This is a genomic window from Pseudomonas sp. NPDC086278 (assembly GCF_050280905.1).
Lineage (GTDB): Bacteria > Pseudomonadota > Gammaproteobacteria > Pseudomonadales > Pseudomonadaceae > Aquipseudomonas.
The window spans coordinates 19,048-36,324 of sequence record NZ_JBNNWE010000019.1 but is presented as its reverse complement, the minus strand read 5'-3'; the positions used below and the strand labels follow the sequence as shown (position 1 = coordinate 36,324).

The 17,277-nt window shown below is 58.0% G+C and carries 15 protein-coding genes; 13 read left to right on the top strand and 2 right to left on the bottom strand.

Features of this window, described 5'->3' with window-relative positions:
• The first annotated feature begins 7 nt into the window (after positions 1-7).
• The 13 genes from ACQKP4_RS08470 (at position 8) to ACQKP4_RS08410 (ending at position 14,248) form a co-directional block, all read left to right on the top strand.
• Positions 8-895, top strand: coding sequence for a LysR family transcriptional regulator (locus tag ACQKP4_RS08470; protein ID WP_401208196.1), 888 nt, complete (start codon positions 8-10; stop codon positions 893-895).
• 634 nt (positions 896-1,529) lie between these two features.
• Positions 1,530-3,173 (top strand): DUF1302 domain-containing protein, encoded by a 1,644-nt coding sequence (locus ACQKP4_RS08465; protein WP_427632149.1) that lies wholly within the window; start codon positions 1,530-1,532, stop codon positions 3,171-3,173.
• A 12-nt stretch (positions 3,174-3,185) separates the two neighbouring features.
• The gene (locus ACQKP4_RS08460) at positions 3,186-4,553 is read left to right on the top strand and encodes a DUF1329 domain-containing protein (protein ID WP_401208190.1); all 1,368 of its coding nucleotides are present in this window, start codon (positions 3,186-3,188) and stop codon (positions 4,551-4,553) included.
• Positions 4,554-4,597: 44 nt separating this feature from the next.
• Positions 4,598-5,710: a WD40/YVTN/BNR-like repeat-containing protein gene (locus tag ACQKP4_RS08455; protein ID WP_427632147.1), complete on the top strand. Its 1,113-nt coding sequence runs from the start codon at positions 4,598-4,600 to the stop codon at positions 5,708-5,710.
• A gap of 50 nt (positions 5,711-5,760) precedes the next feature.
• A complete protein-coding gene (locus ACQKP4_RS08450; protein WP_427632145.1) occupies positions 5,761-8,235 on the top strand; it encodes an efflux RND transporter permease subunit in 2,475 nt (824 codons plus the stop codon).
• A gap of 44 nt (positions 8,236-8,279) precedes the next feature.
• Positions 8,280-8,753 (top strand): VOC family protein, encoded by a 474-nt coding sequence (locus ACQKP4_RS08445; protein WP_401208181.1) that lies wholly within the window; start codon positions 8,280-8,282, stop codon positions 8,751-8,753.
• A gap of 46 nt (positions 8,754-8,799) precedes the next feature.
• Positions 8,800-9,324: a nuclear transport factor 2 family protein gene (locus ACQKP4_RS08440; protein ID WP_017337776.1), complete on the top strand. Its 525-nt coding sequence runs from the start codon at positions 8,800-8,802 to the stop codon at positions 9,322-9,324.
• Positions 9,325-9,447: 123 nt separating this feature from the next.
• Positions 9,448-9,804, top strand: a complete 357-nt coding sequence (locus ACQKP4_RS08435; RefSeq protein ID WP_017337777.1) for a DUF4286 family protein — start codon at positions 9,448-9,450, stop codon at positions 9,802-9,804.
• A 19-nt stretch (positions 9,805-9,823) separates the two neighbouring features.
• Complete coding sequence (locus ACQKP4_RS08430) at positions 9,824-10,315, top strand: VOC family protein (RefSeq protein ID WP_401208177.1); 492 nt, start codon at positions 9,824-9,826, stop codon at positions 10,313-10,315.
• A 75-nt stretch (positions 10,316-10,390) separates the two neighbouring features.
• Entirely contained in the window at positions 10,391-11,266 is an 876-nt protein-coding gene (locus tag ACQKP4_RS08425; protein WP_427632142.1) for an SMP-30/gluconolactonase/LRE family protein, read from the top strand.
• A 75-nt stretch (positions 11,267-11,341) separates the two neighbouring features.
• A complete protein-coding gene (locus ACQKP4_RS08420; RefSeq protein WP_427632140.1) occupies positions 11,342-12,085 on the top strand; it encodes an SDR family NAD(P)-dependent oxidoreductase in 744 nt (247 codons plus the stop codon).
• 215 nt (positions 12,086-12,300) lie between these two features.
• On the top strand, positions 12,301-13,281 hold the full coding sequence (locus ACQKP4_RS08415) for a LysR family transcriptional regulator (RefSeq protein ID WP_401208168.1): 981 nt from the start codon (positions 12,301-12,303) through the stop codon (positions 13,279-13,281).
• Positions 13,229-14,248 (top strand): LysR substrate-binding domain-containing protein, encoded by a 1,020-nt coding sequence (locus tag ACQKP4_RS08410; RefSeq protein ID WP_427632138.1) that lies wholly within the window; start codon positions 13,229-13,231, stop codon positions 14,246-14,248. The genes ACQKP4_RS08415 and ACQKP4_RS08410 overlap by 53 nt, the downstream gene beginning before the upstream one ends.
• A 57-nt stretch (positions 14,249-14,305) precedes the next feature.
• Here ACQKP4_RS08410 and ACQKP4_RS08405 read toward each other — a convergent pair whose 3' ends face one another.
• Both ACQKP4_RS08405 and ACQKP4_RS08400 read right to left on the bottom strand, forming a co-directional pair.
• Positions 14,306-14,860 carry a nuclear transport factor 2 family protein gene (locus ACQKP4_RS08405; protein ID WP_427632136.1) on the bottom strand — a complete coding sequence of 185 codons (555 nt, stop codon included), beginning with the start codon at positions 14,858-14,860 and terminating at the stop codon, positions 14,306-14,308.
• Between the two features lie 24 nt (positions 14,861-14,884).
• On the bottom strand, positions 14,885-17,239 hold the full coding sequence (locus ACQKP4_RS08400) for a CocE/NonD family hydrolase (RefSeq protein WP_427632134.1): 2,355 nt from the start codon (positions 17,237-17,239) through the stop codon (positions 14,885-14,887).
• Between the last annotated feature and the right edge of the window lie 38 nt (positions 17,240-17,277).

Sequence of the window (17,277 nt, the reverse complement as noted above, 5' to 3'; positions counted from 1 at the left end):
CTCGACCATGGACATGCTGTTGAAGCTGAAGGCTTTTGTCGTCACCGCCGACACCGGTAACTTCTCAGCCGCTGCGCGCACCTTGTACACCTCACCCTCGGTCATCATGAAGCGGGTTGACGAGCTCGAATGGGATTTCAAAACCACCTTCTTCGATCGCTCGACCCGCCGTTTGACCCTGACTGACACCGGGCAAAGCTACCTGACTCACGCCCGGCAGTTGCTGCGCGCATACAGCGACATGGCCAGTGGCGCGATCCTGAGCCCCGGCGCCATCGAAGGCCCGATCAGAATCAAAGCTCCGGCGGTGCTGATCCGCCAGGGCCTTGGCGATCTGTTTACCCGTTACCGTGCTGAGCATCCGATGGTGCAACTGGAGATTGTTGCGTCTGATCGGGGCGGTAATCCGGTGGAGGAGGGCTTCGATATCTCGGTCGGCATGGATCAGATGGCCTACTCGGATGTGGTCGAGCAGGTCATCCGGCCCTTTCCCCGGGTGATGTGTGCGGCGCCGGCGTACCTGGCGCGATGTGAAGCGCTGTTGCATCCTCGCGACCTGGTCGATCACCCCTGTCTGTCGTTTTCCCTTGCCGGTTCGATTTGGGCGTTCAATTCTCCAGAAGGCCGGATAGAAGTGGACGTGCGTCCGGTGCTCATCACCAATGATGAAGGCTATCTGTGCGCCGCCGCCCGCGATGGTCAGGGGATTGTGCAACTGGCCTTGCCGATCGTTGCCGATGCTCTGACAGCGGGAGAGTTGGTGCCGGTGCTGGAGCAATTTCCGCTGGTGGAGCGCTGGGTAAAAGTCATGGTGCCAACGGCGCGACTGGAACTGACGCGGGTGAAGCTGCTGTTCGACAAAATGGCGCTGCACCTGACTACCGACAACATCTAAAGCGAACCCTGTGGTGAGGGGATTTATCCCCGTTGGTCTGCGACGCAGACCTATACCCTGCGAATGCGGTTTCCCAAATAAATCGCGGGGTCTGATTTCGCGACCGCTTCGCAGCCGAACGGGGATAAATCCCCTCGCCACAATTTCTGCCATCCCTGCCATCCCTGCCAGATTCCGAACAGATTTCCTGCGTCTTTCCCTCTTGTATTCGCGCCTTTACGGCGCTCGCGGCCGTGCCTTTTTGTGCCTTCCCCTAACGAATCCGCGCCTTCATTGCACCATCAGTTTTCTGGCTGCGGTGTAGCGGGTTTTATCATTGTTCAGGCCGAAAAGGGCCTGCATATACTCGGGCCAACACAGAAACACCGTCAGGTCTGAGAACAATAAAACCATCTCAAACCCAGACTCTGTGTTGCCTGCACATGATTTGTCCGTGCATGAATTCAACCGGTACCACAACTTCATGGGAGGTTTTTCTTGTGGGTCGCTGTGACTGGCCAACGTTCATGTAATCGGGCAGATCAGCAACCGGAGTTCATGCGTCACACAATCCCTCTAGGTAGCAAAAATGCAAATAATAAAAATAAGATTTGCAGTGCCGCACGACGTTTTGTATCGCCAGAGTCTTCGCTCCATGCTGGTTGCCACCAGCCTGATGGCGGCAGGCTCGACGTTGGCCGCACCGATTGATGTGGGTAACCCTGACATCAAACTGCGCTGGGACAACACATTCAAATACTCTGCCGGGATGCGTCTCAAGGATCAGGACGACACGCTGACTCAAAACGTTCCTGCCACGCCTGGTGGCGGCAAGGGACCGTCGGCGCTCAACGCTGACGATGGTGATCGTAACTTCAAGAAAGGCCGGCTGATTTCCAACCGCCTCGATGTGTTGTCCGAGATGGATCTGGTGATTCACGACGATTACGGTCTGCGTGTGAGCGGTGCGGCCTGGTACGACGACGTTTATAACCAGAAAAACGATAACAACTCGCCTGCAACCAACAACTCGTTGTCGGTACCGAGTGACCATTTCACCCACGACACCCGCGATCTGCACGGTCGTCAGGCCGAGATTCTCGATGCCTTCGTGTTTGGTGGCACCGATGTCGGCGACGCACGAGTCAGTGGTCGATTGGGCCAACACACCGTACTGTGGGGCGAGAGCCTGTTCTTCGGTTCCAACGCCATCGCCGGCACCCAGTCTCCGGTGGATGCGGTCAAGGCCTCCTCGGTGCCCGGTTCGACCACCAAAGAAATCATCCGGCCGGTGGGCCAGTTCTCGGGCCAGATCCAGTTCTCGCCAGCGCTGACCCTGATGGGTTACTACCAATATGATTGGGAGGCTACCCGCTTGCCAGCGGCTGGCAGTTATTTTTCGGGCAACGACTTCATCGGTGATGGTGGCGAGCGTATTCGTTTTGCGCCGGGTTTACCGGGCGTTGGCTTGTCGCGTGGTCAAGACATCAAGGCTAAGGATAACGGTCAGTTCGGTCTTGGTTTGCGCACACAGTTGGGCGACTGGGAGCTCGGTGCCTACGCGATCCGCTACCACGCCAAAACCCCAGTGGTGTATTCCCGTACTCAGCGCACTGCCGTTCCTGGTGCAGGATTCGGGACGTACCAATTGGTGTATCCCGAGGACATCAAGGCGTTCGGTGTCAGTGCCACCACTACCGTGGACACGGTTAACTTTGCCGGTGAGCTTTCCGTGCGTCGCGACACGCCGCTGACCAGCCTGCCGCAGGAAGCGGGTACGTCCGGAGCGGATAATAACAACCATGCGCTTTATGCCATCGGCAATTCGGCTCATGCCAACGTGTCGATGATCTGGAGCATGCCACGCAACTTCATGTCCGACGAACCCTCGTTAAGCATGGAAGTGGCCTACAACCAACTGACCAGTTGCACCAGCAATTGCAGTGCGATGGATCCTGGTCTGGATCGCCGTGCAGCCGCGGTGCGGGCCTTGTATGCCATACCTCAGCGTAATGTGTTGGACGGCCTGGATATCACGCCATCCTTCACGGTTGGCTACAACCATGGCAAGTCACCCGTGGTGATCATGGGCCCGAACAATGGCGGCGACATGACCTTCACGCTGGCCGGCAACTACCTGACGGTGTGGGATTTCACGATGGCGTACACCCATTACTACGGCGGCGAAAACACGGCCACGTATGCCTCGACCGACCCAAGCGTCAACGGTACGTACACCTTCGCGCAAACCTTGAAAGATCGTGATTTCGTCTCAGTCTCGCTGCGTCGCACCTTCTAAGGGAAAACAATAATGACTATTTTCAATCGCATGACCTTGCTGGCTCTGGCGTGCGCCGTGCTGACGGCGCCGGTTGTCCAAGCCGCTGTTTCGGCAGATGAAGCCGCCAAGCTGAAAACCACGCTGACGCCGCTGGGCGCCGAGCGTGCCGGTAACAAGGACGGGACGATTCCACCTTGGGAAGGGGGCTATCCGGTCGACAACGCGTACAACTCAGCGGCGATTCCGGATCTGTTTTCCAAGGATAAGCCGCTGCTGACCATCACCGCGCAGAATGCTGATCAGTACAAAGACAAGCTGACAGAGGGCACCTTGGGCCTGTTGAAGCAGTTCCCGAGCTTCAACGTTCAGGTGTTCCCGACCCGGCGCACCGCAGCGGCACCGCAGTGGGTTTACGACAACACCTTCGCCAACGCCACGCGGGCGACGATGGATCCGTCCGGCGAACTCGGTCCTTTCCCGAAAGGTGTCTACGGCGGCATCCCGTTCCCGATTCCGAAGAATGGTGAAGAAGCGATCTGGAACCACTTGCTGCGATGGACGACTCCCGGCTACCAGACAGCGCCCAGCCTCGCTCGCGTGACCCCGGAAGGCAAAGTGATTCCGGTCTCGCAGAACATCGCCAAGAGCTCGTTCCCTTACTACGACCCGAACAGCAACCTGGACAAATGGCACGCCGCAGGTTCCAACTTCAAGGTCGTTCGGGTTGACACATCCGGCCCGCCGATCCGTGCCGGTGAGATCCTGCTGCAACGCGTCAACATCAACGACATCGAGTCGAAAACCTGGGTCTACCTGACCGGCCAGCGTCGCGTCCGTCGTCTGCCGCTGACCTGCTGCGACGTACCGAGCCCGGTAGCGGGTGGCATCCTCAATTTCGACGAAGTCGAGGTCTATTCCTCGTCCATCGGACGTTACGACTGGAAACTGGTCGGCAAGAAAGAAATGTACGTGCCGTACAACACCAACAGCTATCACCAGGCGCCGTCGCTCGACAAGCTGATGTCTGAAAAGACCGTCAACCCAGACTTCGTGCGCTTCGAACAGCATCGGGTGTGGGTGGTGGAGGGCACGCTCAAGGCCGGTCAACGCCATGTGATTCCGCGCTTGCGCGTGTATCTGGATGAAGACACCTGGATCGCAGTCGCCGGCGAACGTTGGGATGCCCAGGGGCAACTGTGGAAGGTGACGTACAACTTGCCAACCGTGTTCCCGGCAGGTCCCGGCACCATCGTCGCCGGCTATATGTCGTACGACCTGATCGGCGGCGGCTACTTCGCCTCGGCCTATTTCCCGCGTGACAAACAAGTCGACCTGAAGGCCACGTTACCAGATCGCATCTTCACGCCTGAGTCCCTGTCTGGAGAGGGCGTGCGCTAAAGACTGTATCTGGCTTGAACGATGAACCTGATGAGATGACCGGTATGAATAACAATAACAATGAAGGCGTCGACGTATCCCGTCGCGGGCTGTTGCTGGTGGGGTTGGGCCTGGGTTTGCAAGTGTTGTTGGCCCCGACTCTGGCCTCTACCACGGTAGCGTTCGCTTCGGCAGCCATGCCTGGTCTGCTCGGCCAACCGGCGACCATGACCCCCCGGGCAGCACAGGCTGTGCTGACTCGCGTGGTGGTGGCCGGTGACCGCTTGGTGGCGGTGGGCGAACGCGGCATGGTGGTGCTGTCCGACGATGGCGGCCGACATTGGCGCCAGGCCCGCGTGCCGGTGAGTGTGACGCTGACATCAGCGAGTTTTGTCGATGCCCGTCAGGGCTGGATCGCTGGCCACAGTGGCGTTGTGTTGCATACCTCTGACGGTGGCGAGAACTGGTCCATTCAGACCGATGGAATCGCCCTGGCACAGGCCAGTCTCGTTCAGGCACAGGCGTTGCCCGACACCGATGCCGATCGCGAACACCGCGTCCAGCAGGCCGAGCGTCTGGTGGATGACGGTGCAGACAAACCGCTGCTGTCGATCTGTTTTGCCGATGCGTTGCACGGGATGGTGGTGGGCGCCTTCGGCCTCGCCGCCAGCACCGATGATGGCGGCAAAACCTGGACGCCTTGCCGCGAACGTCTGGCCAATCCCATGAGCATGCATCTGTATACGATTGCCCATCACGCCAAGACCTGGGTGGTGGCGGGCGAGCAGGGCGTGCTGATGCGTAGCGACGACGATGGCGCGAGCTTCACGGCATTGGCGGCACCTTCCGAACGCACCCTGTTCACCGCAACGGCCACGCGCGGTGGGAGTTTTGTCTTCGCCGGGCTGTTGGGGGCTGCGTGCCGCATCGACTCGGGGAGTACAACCGTGAACGCTATAGAACTGGCAGCGCCGTTGACGATTCTGTCCAGCGTTGAACTGCGCGATGGCCGAGTGATGCTGTTGGCACAGGGCGGGCGAGTGCTTGGGAGTCACGACGGTGGTGTCCATTTTGCCGAACAGCAACTGCCGCGACGCTTGCCGCTGACCTCGCTGGTCGAAGCCGCAGACGGTGGGCTGGTGGCCACCAGCATGGGTGGAGTCTCCCGGCTTGGTTGACGACATCCACCTGCACGCTCACTCGACGCGCCTTATAAGAGTCCAATGACATGACCACAGTGAAACCTGCTGAGACCGGTGCTTGCCGGCTCGAAGACTTTGATCCGCGCTCGGGCAATGCGCTCGAACGCGCCGTGTTCAACCATCGCATCCTGGTGCTGTGTTTGTGCGTGCTGGTCACCGTCCTGTTGGGCTTCAGCGCGCTGAGCCTGAAGCTCAATGCCAGCTTCGAGAAGACCATTCCGACCGGCCACCCGTACATCACCAATTATCTGGAGCACAAAAAAGAGCTGACGGGCCTGGGTAACTCGGTGCGAATCGCGGTGGAGGCTCGCAAGGGCGACATCTACAATGCGCACTATCTGGAAACGCTGCGTCAGGTCAACGATGACGTGTTCATCCTGCAGGGCGTGGATCGCGCGTTCATGAAATCGCTGTGGACGCCGAACGTGCGCTGGACCGCGGTGACCGAAGACGGTCTGGACGGTGGTCAGGTGATCCCTGCGCACTACGACGGTTCGCCGGCGAAGATCGAAGAGTTGCGCATGAACGTGCAGCGCTCGGGTGAAATCGGCCAGTTGGTCGCGGTCAACGGCGGCTCGACGGTGATTCAAGTGCCGCTGCTGGAACATGACGCGGCCGGCAAACCGCTGGACTACGCGGCGCTGTCCAAGCAGCTGGAACAATTGCGCGCCAAGTACAGCAGTGACGAGGTGGCCATTCACATCACCGGGTTTGCCAAGCTGTCCGGCGACCTCATGGATGGCATGCAGGAGGTGATCGGTTTCTTCTTCATCGCACTGATCATTTGTGCGGCGATGGTGTTCCTGTACAACCGCGATGCGATCAGCACCGCGCTGGTGGTGATCACATCGGTGACCGGCGTGCTCTGGCAACTGGGACTGCTGCCGTTGTTGGGTTACTCGCTGAACCCGTACTCGATGTTGGTGCCGTTTCTGATCTTCGCCATCGGCATCAGCCATGGCGCGCAGAAAATGAACGGGATTCTGCAGGACATCGGCCGTGGCACGCACCGCTATGTCGCGGCACGTTTCACCTTTCGCCGTCTGTTTCTCGCAGGCCTGACTGCTCTGTTGGCGGACGCCGTTGGCTTCGCGGTGCTGCTGATGATCGACATTCCGGTGATCCGCGAACTGGCCATCGCCGCCAGCCTCGGCGTGCTGGTGCTGGTGATTTCCAACCTGATCCTGCTGCCGGTGTTGTTGAGCTACGTCGGTGTCAGCCGTAAAGCCGCCGAACGCGCCGTGCGCCGCGAATCGGCGACCGCCGCCGGGGAAAGCAGTGCGTTCTTTATCTGGCTGGTGCGCTTTACCGAAGGCCGACGTGCAACGGCAGCGATCGTCACGGCGGTGGTGCTGGCGGTGGTCGGCGTGGCCGTCGGCACGCAACTGAAGGTCGGCGATCTCGACCCTGGCGCTCCTGAGCTGCAAGCCGATTCGCGCTACAACCGCGACGTCAGCTACCTGACCACTAACTACGGCGCGAGCAATGATCTCTTCGCGATCATGGTCAAGACATCCGAAGGCAACTGCAGCCAGTACGACGTGTTGCGTCGGGTCGACCAACTGGAATGGGCGTTGATGGATCTTCCTGGTGTCGAATCCACCCAGTCGATTACGCGTCTGCAACGGCGCCTGATGGTCGGCATGAACGAGGGCAGTCCGCTGTGGTACGACCTGTCGAGCAATCAAAGCATGCTCAACACCATCACCGCCCGGGCACCGCGTGAGCTGTACAACGAAGAATGCAACCTGCTGACGGTGTACGCCTACCTGCGTGATCACCGCGCCGAGACCCTGCAGCAAGTGGTCGACCTGGTCGAAAACTTCGCCGCCAAAAACAATGACAAGGACGCCACCTTCCTGTTGGCGGCCGGTTCCGCCGGGATCGACGCGACCACCAATATCGTGGTTCACAAGGCCTGGTACCAGATGTTGTTCATGGTGTACGGAGCCGTGGCGCTGCTGTGCTTTGTGACGTTCCGCTCATGGCGAGCGGTGCTGGTCGCGATGCTGCCGCTGATGCTCACCTCGATTCTCGCCGAAGCGTTGATGGTCGCGCTGGGCATGGGCGTCAAGGTGGCAACCTTGCCGGTGATCGCCCTTGGCGTCGGCATCGGCGTGGATTACGCGCTGTACGTGTTGAGCGTGACGCTTGCGCAAATGCGTGCCGGAGCCACGTTGAAGCAAGCCTACGCCACGGCGCTTCAGTTCACTGGCCGGGTGGTATTGCTGACCGGTATCACGCTGGCGGCAGCGGTCGCGACCTGGCATTTCTCCAGCATCAAGTTCCAGGCGGACATGGGCCTGCTGCTGGCGTTCATGTTCTTGTGGAACATGCTTGGCGCTCTGGTACTGATCCCGGCACTGGCGCGGTTTCTCCTGCCTGGCGCACGCGTCGGCGCCGTCGTCGAGGTCACCGATCAAACACCGCCGCCAGCGATCTCAGCACCCTTATCCGCAACCAAACCCGAGAAGCCGGTATTCGAAAGATGCCTGCCGTAACCCATCAACCTGACTTTTCAAACCACCAACAATAAGGAAACACTATGGATCGCTATATCAATCGCCTGTTTCACGTGTGCATCACCGTTGCTGATATCGATGCTGCACTTGAGTTTTACTGCGGCGTGCTCGGCCTTGAGTCCATCGGCAAACTGCGCCACGAAAGGGCACCCGGTGAAATCCTTGGTTTCCCGAACCAGATCATTGAAATCCATGCCGATCACCTCGTCGGCAAAGACAAGGACAACGCCACGGTTATCGACCTGATCGAATTCGTCGAGCCAAAAACCGTGGTCAACAAAAACACTTCTGCGCCGCTGAACCACGCTGGCATCAACCGTATGGCGTTTGGTGTAGACGACACCGATGCCATTCATGAGAAGCTCAAGGCACGCGGCGACATCGTTTTTCTCTGCGAGCCACAAGTGGTGATCGCGCCAACCGGCGGTAAATTCAAGATCCTCACGTTCAAAGATCCGTTCGACAACGTTCTGGAAGTGATTGAGTACTGCAAGTAATCCGTGTTTGTAGAATTTATTACTCGGAAAAAATCGGAGAATTTAAATGAGTGTCACACAAGACAAGTCCGAAATTATTGATGTCATCAACCTGTATGGCGTCGCGTTGGACGCTCACGCCTGGGACTTGCTGGACGAGGTGTTTACCGAGGATGCCCACGCTGATTTCGGGCCGGCCGGCGCGGTCTGGAAGTCGGTGGGTGCGCTGAAGTTCGCTTTCAAGGATTTCCACGAAACACTGACCAATCACATGCACACCATGACCGGTTCGTGCGTACACGTGGAGGGCGACACAGCCTACGCGCTGACCTACGGTGACTGGCTGCTGTCCCGTGATTCGGCAGTGGGTGGCCCTGACTGGGTTGGCCGTGGCTGGTACGACGATATTCTGGTGCGCACCGACAAAGGCTGGCGCATCAGCAATCGTGTGTGCCGGCTGATTTCCTGGACAGGCAACCCGAATGTGCCTGAACCCGCGTACGAACAGCATCCGGTGATGACCACCCACACGCTGCGCAGTCATCGCGAAGAAGGCAAGGTCCGGTTCTTCGAAGCCATCGCCAAAAAGTAATCAGTTAATAGCAACGACGGATCCACTTCCGATTGTTTGACGGAAGTGGTCTGGGGTTTCTATTGCCCGAAATTCCATTGTGGGGCTCTGGCGAAGAGCAACTTTTTATATTGGAAACTAATCATGAATGACCAGAGCGTTATCTGGACAGTGGGCATCAATTGCTCAGCGGAAGACGAAGACAAGTTCAATGTTTGGTACGACGACGTGCACGTACCGATGTTGATGCAGGGCGACTGCGTGAGAAAAGTCAGCCGCTTCAAACTGGCCGAGGAGACCTATCACGTCGGCGTAACCACCCAGCCGTGCCCGACGTACCTGACGATTTATGAATTCGACAGCCAGGAAAAATTCGAAGACTGGATGAAGAGTCCGTCGCGCATTGAAGCCGGTGAAGACAAGACAAAGACCTGGGGCGACAAGGTGTATGACGTTCAATGGGCAACGCGTTACGACCTCACTAACACCTGGAACGGCTAATTAAAGGGCGGTAAAAGTCATGAACGCACTGGTTAAAAAACTGCTTCACGTTTGCATCACCGTCCCCGACGTTGATCAGGCTCTCAAGTTCTACCGCGATGTACTGGGTTTTGTTTCGACCTTTGAAACCAGAACCGATGAAGCGGATGGCCCGCTGCTGGGTTTCGCCGAAGATGAGATCAGCATTTACGCCCATCACATCCTCACCGCAGGCGCCGATGCCAAGCACGCCACCGAAATCAACCTGATCGAGTACACCAAACCAGCAACGATCATCGGCGATGGCCCTTACGACTTGATGAATCAGGTCGGGATTACCCGTCTCGCACTGCTGGTTGAAAACACTCGCGAAGCCTTTGAAAAGATCAGCGCGTACGAAGGTGTCGAAGTGGTTTGCGCGCCCAAAGACATCATCATCCGCAAGCCTGGGCAAAACCTGACCATGACCTGGTTCAGCTTCAAAGACCCTTACGGCGTGTTCATCACCATTGCCGAACCACCAAAAGCTTAAGCAGCCCCGTTCAATATCGCGGTTCAGCTTGGGTCGGATCGCCTCATTCCAGTTCAGGAAAATCCAGGAGATAACATGCAGATCGATGTTCTGGTGGACGTAAAAACCACCATCGGTGAGGGCCCTGTATGGGATGTGCAGGAGCAGCGCCTGTACTGGATCGACGTGGTCGGCGGTCGCGTTTATCGCTGCACCGCTGGCGGGCGCGAGGTGCGTACGTGGGAAATGCCCGACACCATCGGCTCGATGGCGCTGCGTCGTAATGGCGGCGCCATTGTGGCGCTGGGTTCGGGGTTTCACTTCCTCGACTTCGACACGGGCGAGACACAGTTGATCGTCAATCCCGAGGCTGGCAAGCCGCATAACCGCTTGAACGATGGCAAGGTTGACGCGCGTGGGCGTTTCATCGTCGGCAGCATGGACACCCGCGAGGGCTTTGCCGATGGCACGCTTTTTCGCATCGACCCGGATCTGTCGGTGCATACGCTCGATTCAGGTTTCGCGATTTCCAACGGGCCATGCTGGAGCCCCGACGGTTCGACGTTCTATTTCTCCGATACTTTTTCCGGTGAAATCTGGGCGTATGACTATGACCTCGAAACCGGCGGCATTGCCAACCGTCGCACCTTCACCAAAGCAGGCTTTACCGAGGCGACAGCCACTGACGGCTCGACTGTCGATGCCGAAGGCTACCTTTGGAATGCTCAGGTCTACGCCGGAAAGTTATGCCGCTTTGCGCCGGACGGCAGCCTCGATCGGGTCATCGAAATGCCGGTAAAGAAGGTCACCAGCGTCAACTTTGGCGGGCCTGACATGGACACGTTGTTTGTCACTTCGATGGCCAAGCCGCCGTTGCCACGCTATCCAGGTGACAACATGATGCGAGGGAGTCTTTTCGCCGTGCGTGGTTTGGGGGTGCAAGGGCTGCCAGAGCCGCGCTTTGGTGGCTAACCCTGACCTTGCCGCGCTACTCGATAGTGGCGCGCGGCGGGGCAACGACAACCTTTAACCTTTGGGGTAGATGCCGTGCAAACCCATAAAAATCGCGTCGCAGTTGTTTCGGGCGCTGCCAAGGGCATTGGCCAGGAACTGGCGATTCAACTGGCACAACGTGGCGCCGCTCTGGCACTGCTGGACATCGCCGATCTTTCGCAAACCCGCGAGCGGATTGAGGAGGCGGGCGGCCAAGCTATTGCCATTCATTGTGATGTCAGCCAGGAAGCCGACTGGATCGCTGCCGGCGAGGTCGTCAAAAACCACTATGGTCGCTGCGATATTCTGGTCAACAACGCCGGGATCTACCCCAATGTGCACTTTGATGAATTGGAATTCAAAACCTGGCGGCGCACTTTTGAGATCAATCTCGACAGTATGTTTTTGAGCGCAAAAGTCTTCGTGCCGATGATGCGTATTAATGGCTGGGGGCGCATCGTCAACGTCTCTTCGACATCGATTGTCACCAACGCTGTTGGCGTCAGTCATTACATGGCAAGCAAGATGGGCATCATTGGCTTCACCCGAGGACTGGCGAATGATCTGGGCAAGGACTTCATTACCGTCAATACGCTCGCGCCCGCACTGACCGCGACACCTGGCACCAGCCATATACCCGAGGTCGTACGCGATAGCATTGTCAATTTACAGGCCTTCAAGAGAATGGCGGTGCCCAACGATATTGTCGGACCAATGCTGTTTTTGACCAGCGATGACGCACAGTTCGTGACGGGACAGGTGCTGGCTGTCGATGGCGGCATGATGAAAACCTGCTGAACCGTCATCTTTCGGTTCATGGACGATCGGCAAGCATAGTCTTGCCGTCGTCTCCCTCGTTAACCCCTTTTTTCGCCTGTCCGGAGCCTGTGATTTTGCGCCTGTTCATCGAGGTTGGATCAGGGCTGGCAAGCCATTCCCGATATGGATAGAGTACGAGCCACCTATAAATTGCTGGCGGTGATCAGCAAGCATAATAAGAGACGATTCCGCGCATGATGCTCCCCAAGCTGATGCACATCCGCATGTTTGTTGCCGTGTACGAGGAAGGCTCCTTCACCGTTGCTGCCAGCCGCGAAGGGCTGGGACAGTCCGGCGTGTCTGCGCATGTTCGGCAGTTGGAAAATCAATTGGGCGTGCGGCTGTTCGCCCGCGACCGCACGATTATTCCCACGCCCGCCGGGCATGCCTATTACCAGCAATGTGTGCAGTTGCTGCGTCAGCACGAAAGCGCCTGCAACGCAGTCGGTCATCGCGCAGAGCCGTCGGACGGTTCGCTGCGTATAGGCATGATCCCGACCATGACGCGTTCGGTATTCAGCCGCGCACTGCTGGCTTTTGAAGCCGCTTACCCCAACGTTTCCGTGCACCTTACCGAAGGCGCAGGCAGCGTGATTGCGACCGCAGTGCGTCGTGGCATGCTGGATTTCGCCATCACGCAACGCATGTCTTACGACGGCGGTGGCGGGGCGGTCGGGCTGAGTACATCGTTGTTCACCAGAACACCGGCGTTTCTGGTGTCCTCACCTGACTCAGGCTTGCCGCACTGCGAACCGGTGCGTCTGAGCGACATCAAGGACTTGCACCTGGTGCTGCCGATCGGACGACGACCGCTGCTGGAGCAGTACCTGATCGATCACAAGGTGCAAGTCGTGCAGCGCCTCAACTGGTTCGAGTCCATGCTGGGCGCCATGGATCTGGTGCGCTCCAGCCACTGGGCGGCGATTATTTCCGGCCTGTTTATCGCCGACGATCTGCGGCGCAAGCGTTTTACGCTTAACCCGCTGGCCGATCCGATTCTCTGGGACGAAATGCTGCTGGTAGAGCCGGCGCGCAAACCCTTGTCGATGATTGCCCAGAACTTCATCGAGTTTTTGAAGAAGGCTACCGAAGACATCAACGCGATACCGATCCGTATCGCCCATGGCGAGCAGTCGTCAAACGCAGACTTCAAAGAGGTATCGCGCCATGAATGACTCGCTACCCGGTTTGCGGGAAATGCAAATGTTCGTGGCGGTGTACGAGACGCGATCATTCACGGCAGCGGCAGCACGTGAGTTCGCCACTCAGTCGGGCATCTCCCAGCACATCAAACAGATCGAAGAAATGCTCGGCGTGCAGCTGTTTGACCGACTGAAAGGTGTAGAGCCTACCGCTGCGGGCACCTCCTTTTATCAGCATTGTCTGGAAGTGGTGGCGGCCAATTCCAGGGCACTGCGGTCGCTGGATACATTCGAGCAGGGCCTGCCCGGCGAAGTTCGCTTCGGGGTAACACCGACACTGGCGACCTATCAGCTCGCGCCGGCCTATTTGCGTCTGATGTCGCAGAATCCCAATGCCTCAATCGCGGTGATCGACGCACCGAGTAACATGCTGATCGACATGGTGCGGGCCGGCGAACTCGACTTTGCGATCATCCCATCGATTTCGCAGCCACCGGCGGATCTGTCCACGACAGTATTTGCCGCCACACCTGCGTTTCTGGTCTCGTCAATCACCCATGACAGTGGCTTTGAGCATGGCGAACTGATTGAGCTCGACGAGCTGACGGGGTTCAAGCTGTTGGCCCCTGACAGTCGCGAGTATGCGCAGTGGATCGGATCACAACTGGAAGCTCTTTCGGGGCCTGGCCCCTGTTACCAGCTCGATGCGGTGCTGGCCACGCTCGACCTGATCAGGCAGAGCGAGTGGATGGCGATTCTTCCAGGCCTGCTATTCGTTCACGATTTCAGTGTTGAACCTGCAGAGCGGGACTTCAGGATCAACCCCTTTGCCGGTGCCGGCCTGACGCTGGAGCTGCTGTTGGTGCAGCCGACCGGGCCAAAGCCTTCAGCGCTGATGATGGCGGCGATCAGTGCAATCCAACAGGTGACCCAGGAGCACATTCAACTGCTCAGCCGTTTCCGGTTTGGTAACCAGCCGGCCGTTCGCAGGTTGCAATAATCGCGGCGTTTTGCGGGGGAGGGTGCAGAGGGGCATTGCCCCTCTGGTGTTCGTCGATCAAGCGTCTGCGAGTGATTTTTGCCCGATCGGGGTGCCCGAATAACCGGCCACCTTGCGCAATACCCGATCAGTGCCGTCACGCGGACTGCCGGAAGCGTCTGGATGATCGTCGAACCAGTTTCCCTTCGGATAGCGGTACATCAAATCGACCATAAGGCGCCGCTCGGCAATCAGCCAAACACCGTCACGACGTTCAAATCGATCAAAATAGCGCGCCCATAATTTAACCGTATCGCCTTTCCAGTGATGACGCTCTGAAGCGGCGTGGTCAGCCTGCAGATAGGTTTCAACGAACGCAATCTCGGGGCCATCGAATTCGACCAGGCTATTTCCGAGGAAATGTTGAGTACGGTTAAACCGTGGCATTTCGTCAGTCAGGAACTGAAAGAATCCCTCGGCGCCGCCGACATGAAGGCTTTCTGGAAAGTGGATGTAGGCGTCTTTATGGAAAGCGCCACGCACCAGTGACATGTCAATCCGGTCGAGGCCACGGCAATAGCGCAGCAGGACATCGTGAATTTCGGTGCGCGCGGCAAGTTCTTCGAGCGTCATAGCTATCTCCTGTACTCATTTTTGTTAGAGGTGCAACGGTGCTTTCGCTGGAACAATCGGAAGCTGAATAAAACCCTGGCGATCCGGCCCGCTGTAGACCGTGTTTCGCGCTCCGTCGTGGCAGGCGCTGTCATATCCGTGCCGAGGACCGTGATCGACACCGTCGAAAGGCTGGATATCCACGCGCAGGCGGTAACCCTTGCGGATCAACGCTGTGTTGGGAATGATCTCGATTTCAACCATTACCACTTCATCGCTTTCGAGCGGTGCATGGTCGGCTTTAAGGTGCGTGTGCTTGACCGTGTACTCGGTGGTACGCGATGCATCCACTTGGCGATGCGACGCCTTCAACCAGCCCTTGGCCAAGGGATAGTTGGGCACATTCATGCCCATTGTGGTCGGGCCGGCATAGTCGACTTCCAGGCCGTTTTCATCGAGTACGCGCAGGCTCACGAAGATATCCATGTCCTCGCTGGTGGAAGACACCCACAGCCGCGCTTTGCCATACCCCGCGAACACCATGTCTTGCGTCACAGGATCACTGATGAACGAAATGCCGGTTTTCCATATTTCCAGTACTGAAGGGGGTTTGACGGGAAGAAAGCACGGCGGGATGCCCGTGCGCAGCGCCAAGGGAATTTGCGCGGAGTAATCGGCCTGCCCGTTGACGACAGGAGGGGTCAACGCCAGACGCAGAAAGTCGTCGCGGTGCTCGTCGCCTTGCCAGTCTGATGGTGTGGCGTCGAAGAACCATTGCGGATAGTTCGTTCTTGCGATGGGCCATTCGTGCTCTTCCTGAATGTAGGAGGCGCCATTGCCACTTCGAATCTCAAGACGCACCGGAGGGGTGTCCATGATGCCGTTGTCGATACCTTTCAACCAATGGTCAAAAAACGCCCGATGATCGCCGATGGCGGTTCGCGAATAGGCTTTGGTGAACCAGTCTTCCCAGAAGTCGATCTTCTTCGACGCCGTGTTCGTGGCCAGATAAGCCTCGCTGCTGCCGAGCTGATGGAAATGCGCCATGTGCGTTGTGCAGGCAATGGACCACAGCGGCACGTTCACTTTGCTCATGTCCGGGTTCATCAGAATCGTCGAGCGTGGGCCGAACGCCTTGGCGGTATCCGAATCCTTGAACGTGGCCTCCTTGAGCATGCCGATAAAGTCGACTGCATTTGGCTCGCCACACACCGCAGCCAGCACGCCGGCCTTGTACCAGTGGCTGAAGAACTCCTCGTTGAGGATACCGCCGGTATAGGCAACCTCCTCGTACAGATCAACATCGGTGCCAATGGCGATCATTGCTTTCAGATGCTGCGGCTCAAGGCTTGCCGCTGCGTGCTGGCTCATCGCGTAGTACGACATACCCCACAGCCCGACATTACCGTTTGACCAGGGCTGTACTCCCGCCCAGTCAATCGCATCGCGAAAGGCTTCGGCCGTTTCTATGCCGAATGGCGCCAGTGTCCCCGGGTTTTTGCCTGAGCCAGGGCCATCCACACGCACCAGTACATAGTCATGCGGCACCCAATCCACTGAGTTGGCTGTTTCGTGATTCTCAAACACTTGCCCTTCGGCATTGCCGTGAAAATAGCGCTCCTCCATGTCCTCGTGGGCGACAAAATCGGCGTCGTCGGCAATCGAGTGATGGTAGAACGCCCGGCCATAAGGGCCGCAGTTCATGATGACCGGGAAGCGGCCAGGCTTGGCCGGACGGAACACGTCCGCGTACACGTGCAGGCCGTTTTTCAGGGGGATTCTGACGTCCTTGAAACGCAGAATGCCGAGAATGTTTCGCCGGACTTCATTGCGTGCCGTCGCCGCATGGCAGAGCTGGCGCGGTGTGCGATTGGTGAAGACGCCGGCGGCCGAAAGCTCGGCGAACACCGATGCGATCAAAGGGTCCTGTTCAAACTCAAGCACCGGGTTCAGCGCGAGGCCGGCAAAGGAAATATCGTGGCGGAAATTGAGGCGATACTGGCCGATAATTTCGTGTGCTGCCGGGTCGATGCAGATGCCGCTATCCAGATTTCCTTCGCGGTCGAGCGAGCAGAGGAAGCGGGCAATGTTTGTCAGCCCGGCATCGAGCAACTTGTTGATGTTGCCGTCCACGCGGCTGACGATGTCTGCCAGATTGAGGCGGGGTGCGCCGAGTGCGGAACCGATCGGTGTGTTACCCACCAGAAAGGCAACCCGCTCGCCCTTGCGGTAGTGGAATTCACCGTGTTCGTTCGTCAGGCCGCTGAAGGTAGAAGTCTGATATCTGAGGCCGGCAACCGGACCGGAAAACACACCGGTTTGCAACTTGCGGACATTGTGTCCGCTATCGCCAGCAGGCAGCGCCGTGGCGTGAGTAAAAGTCTGCAGGGTATCGCTCATGAAGAGGTCCTCTTGTAGTGCAGATCTTGGTTTTGCGC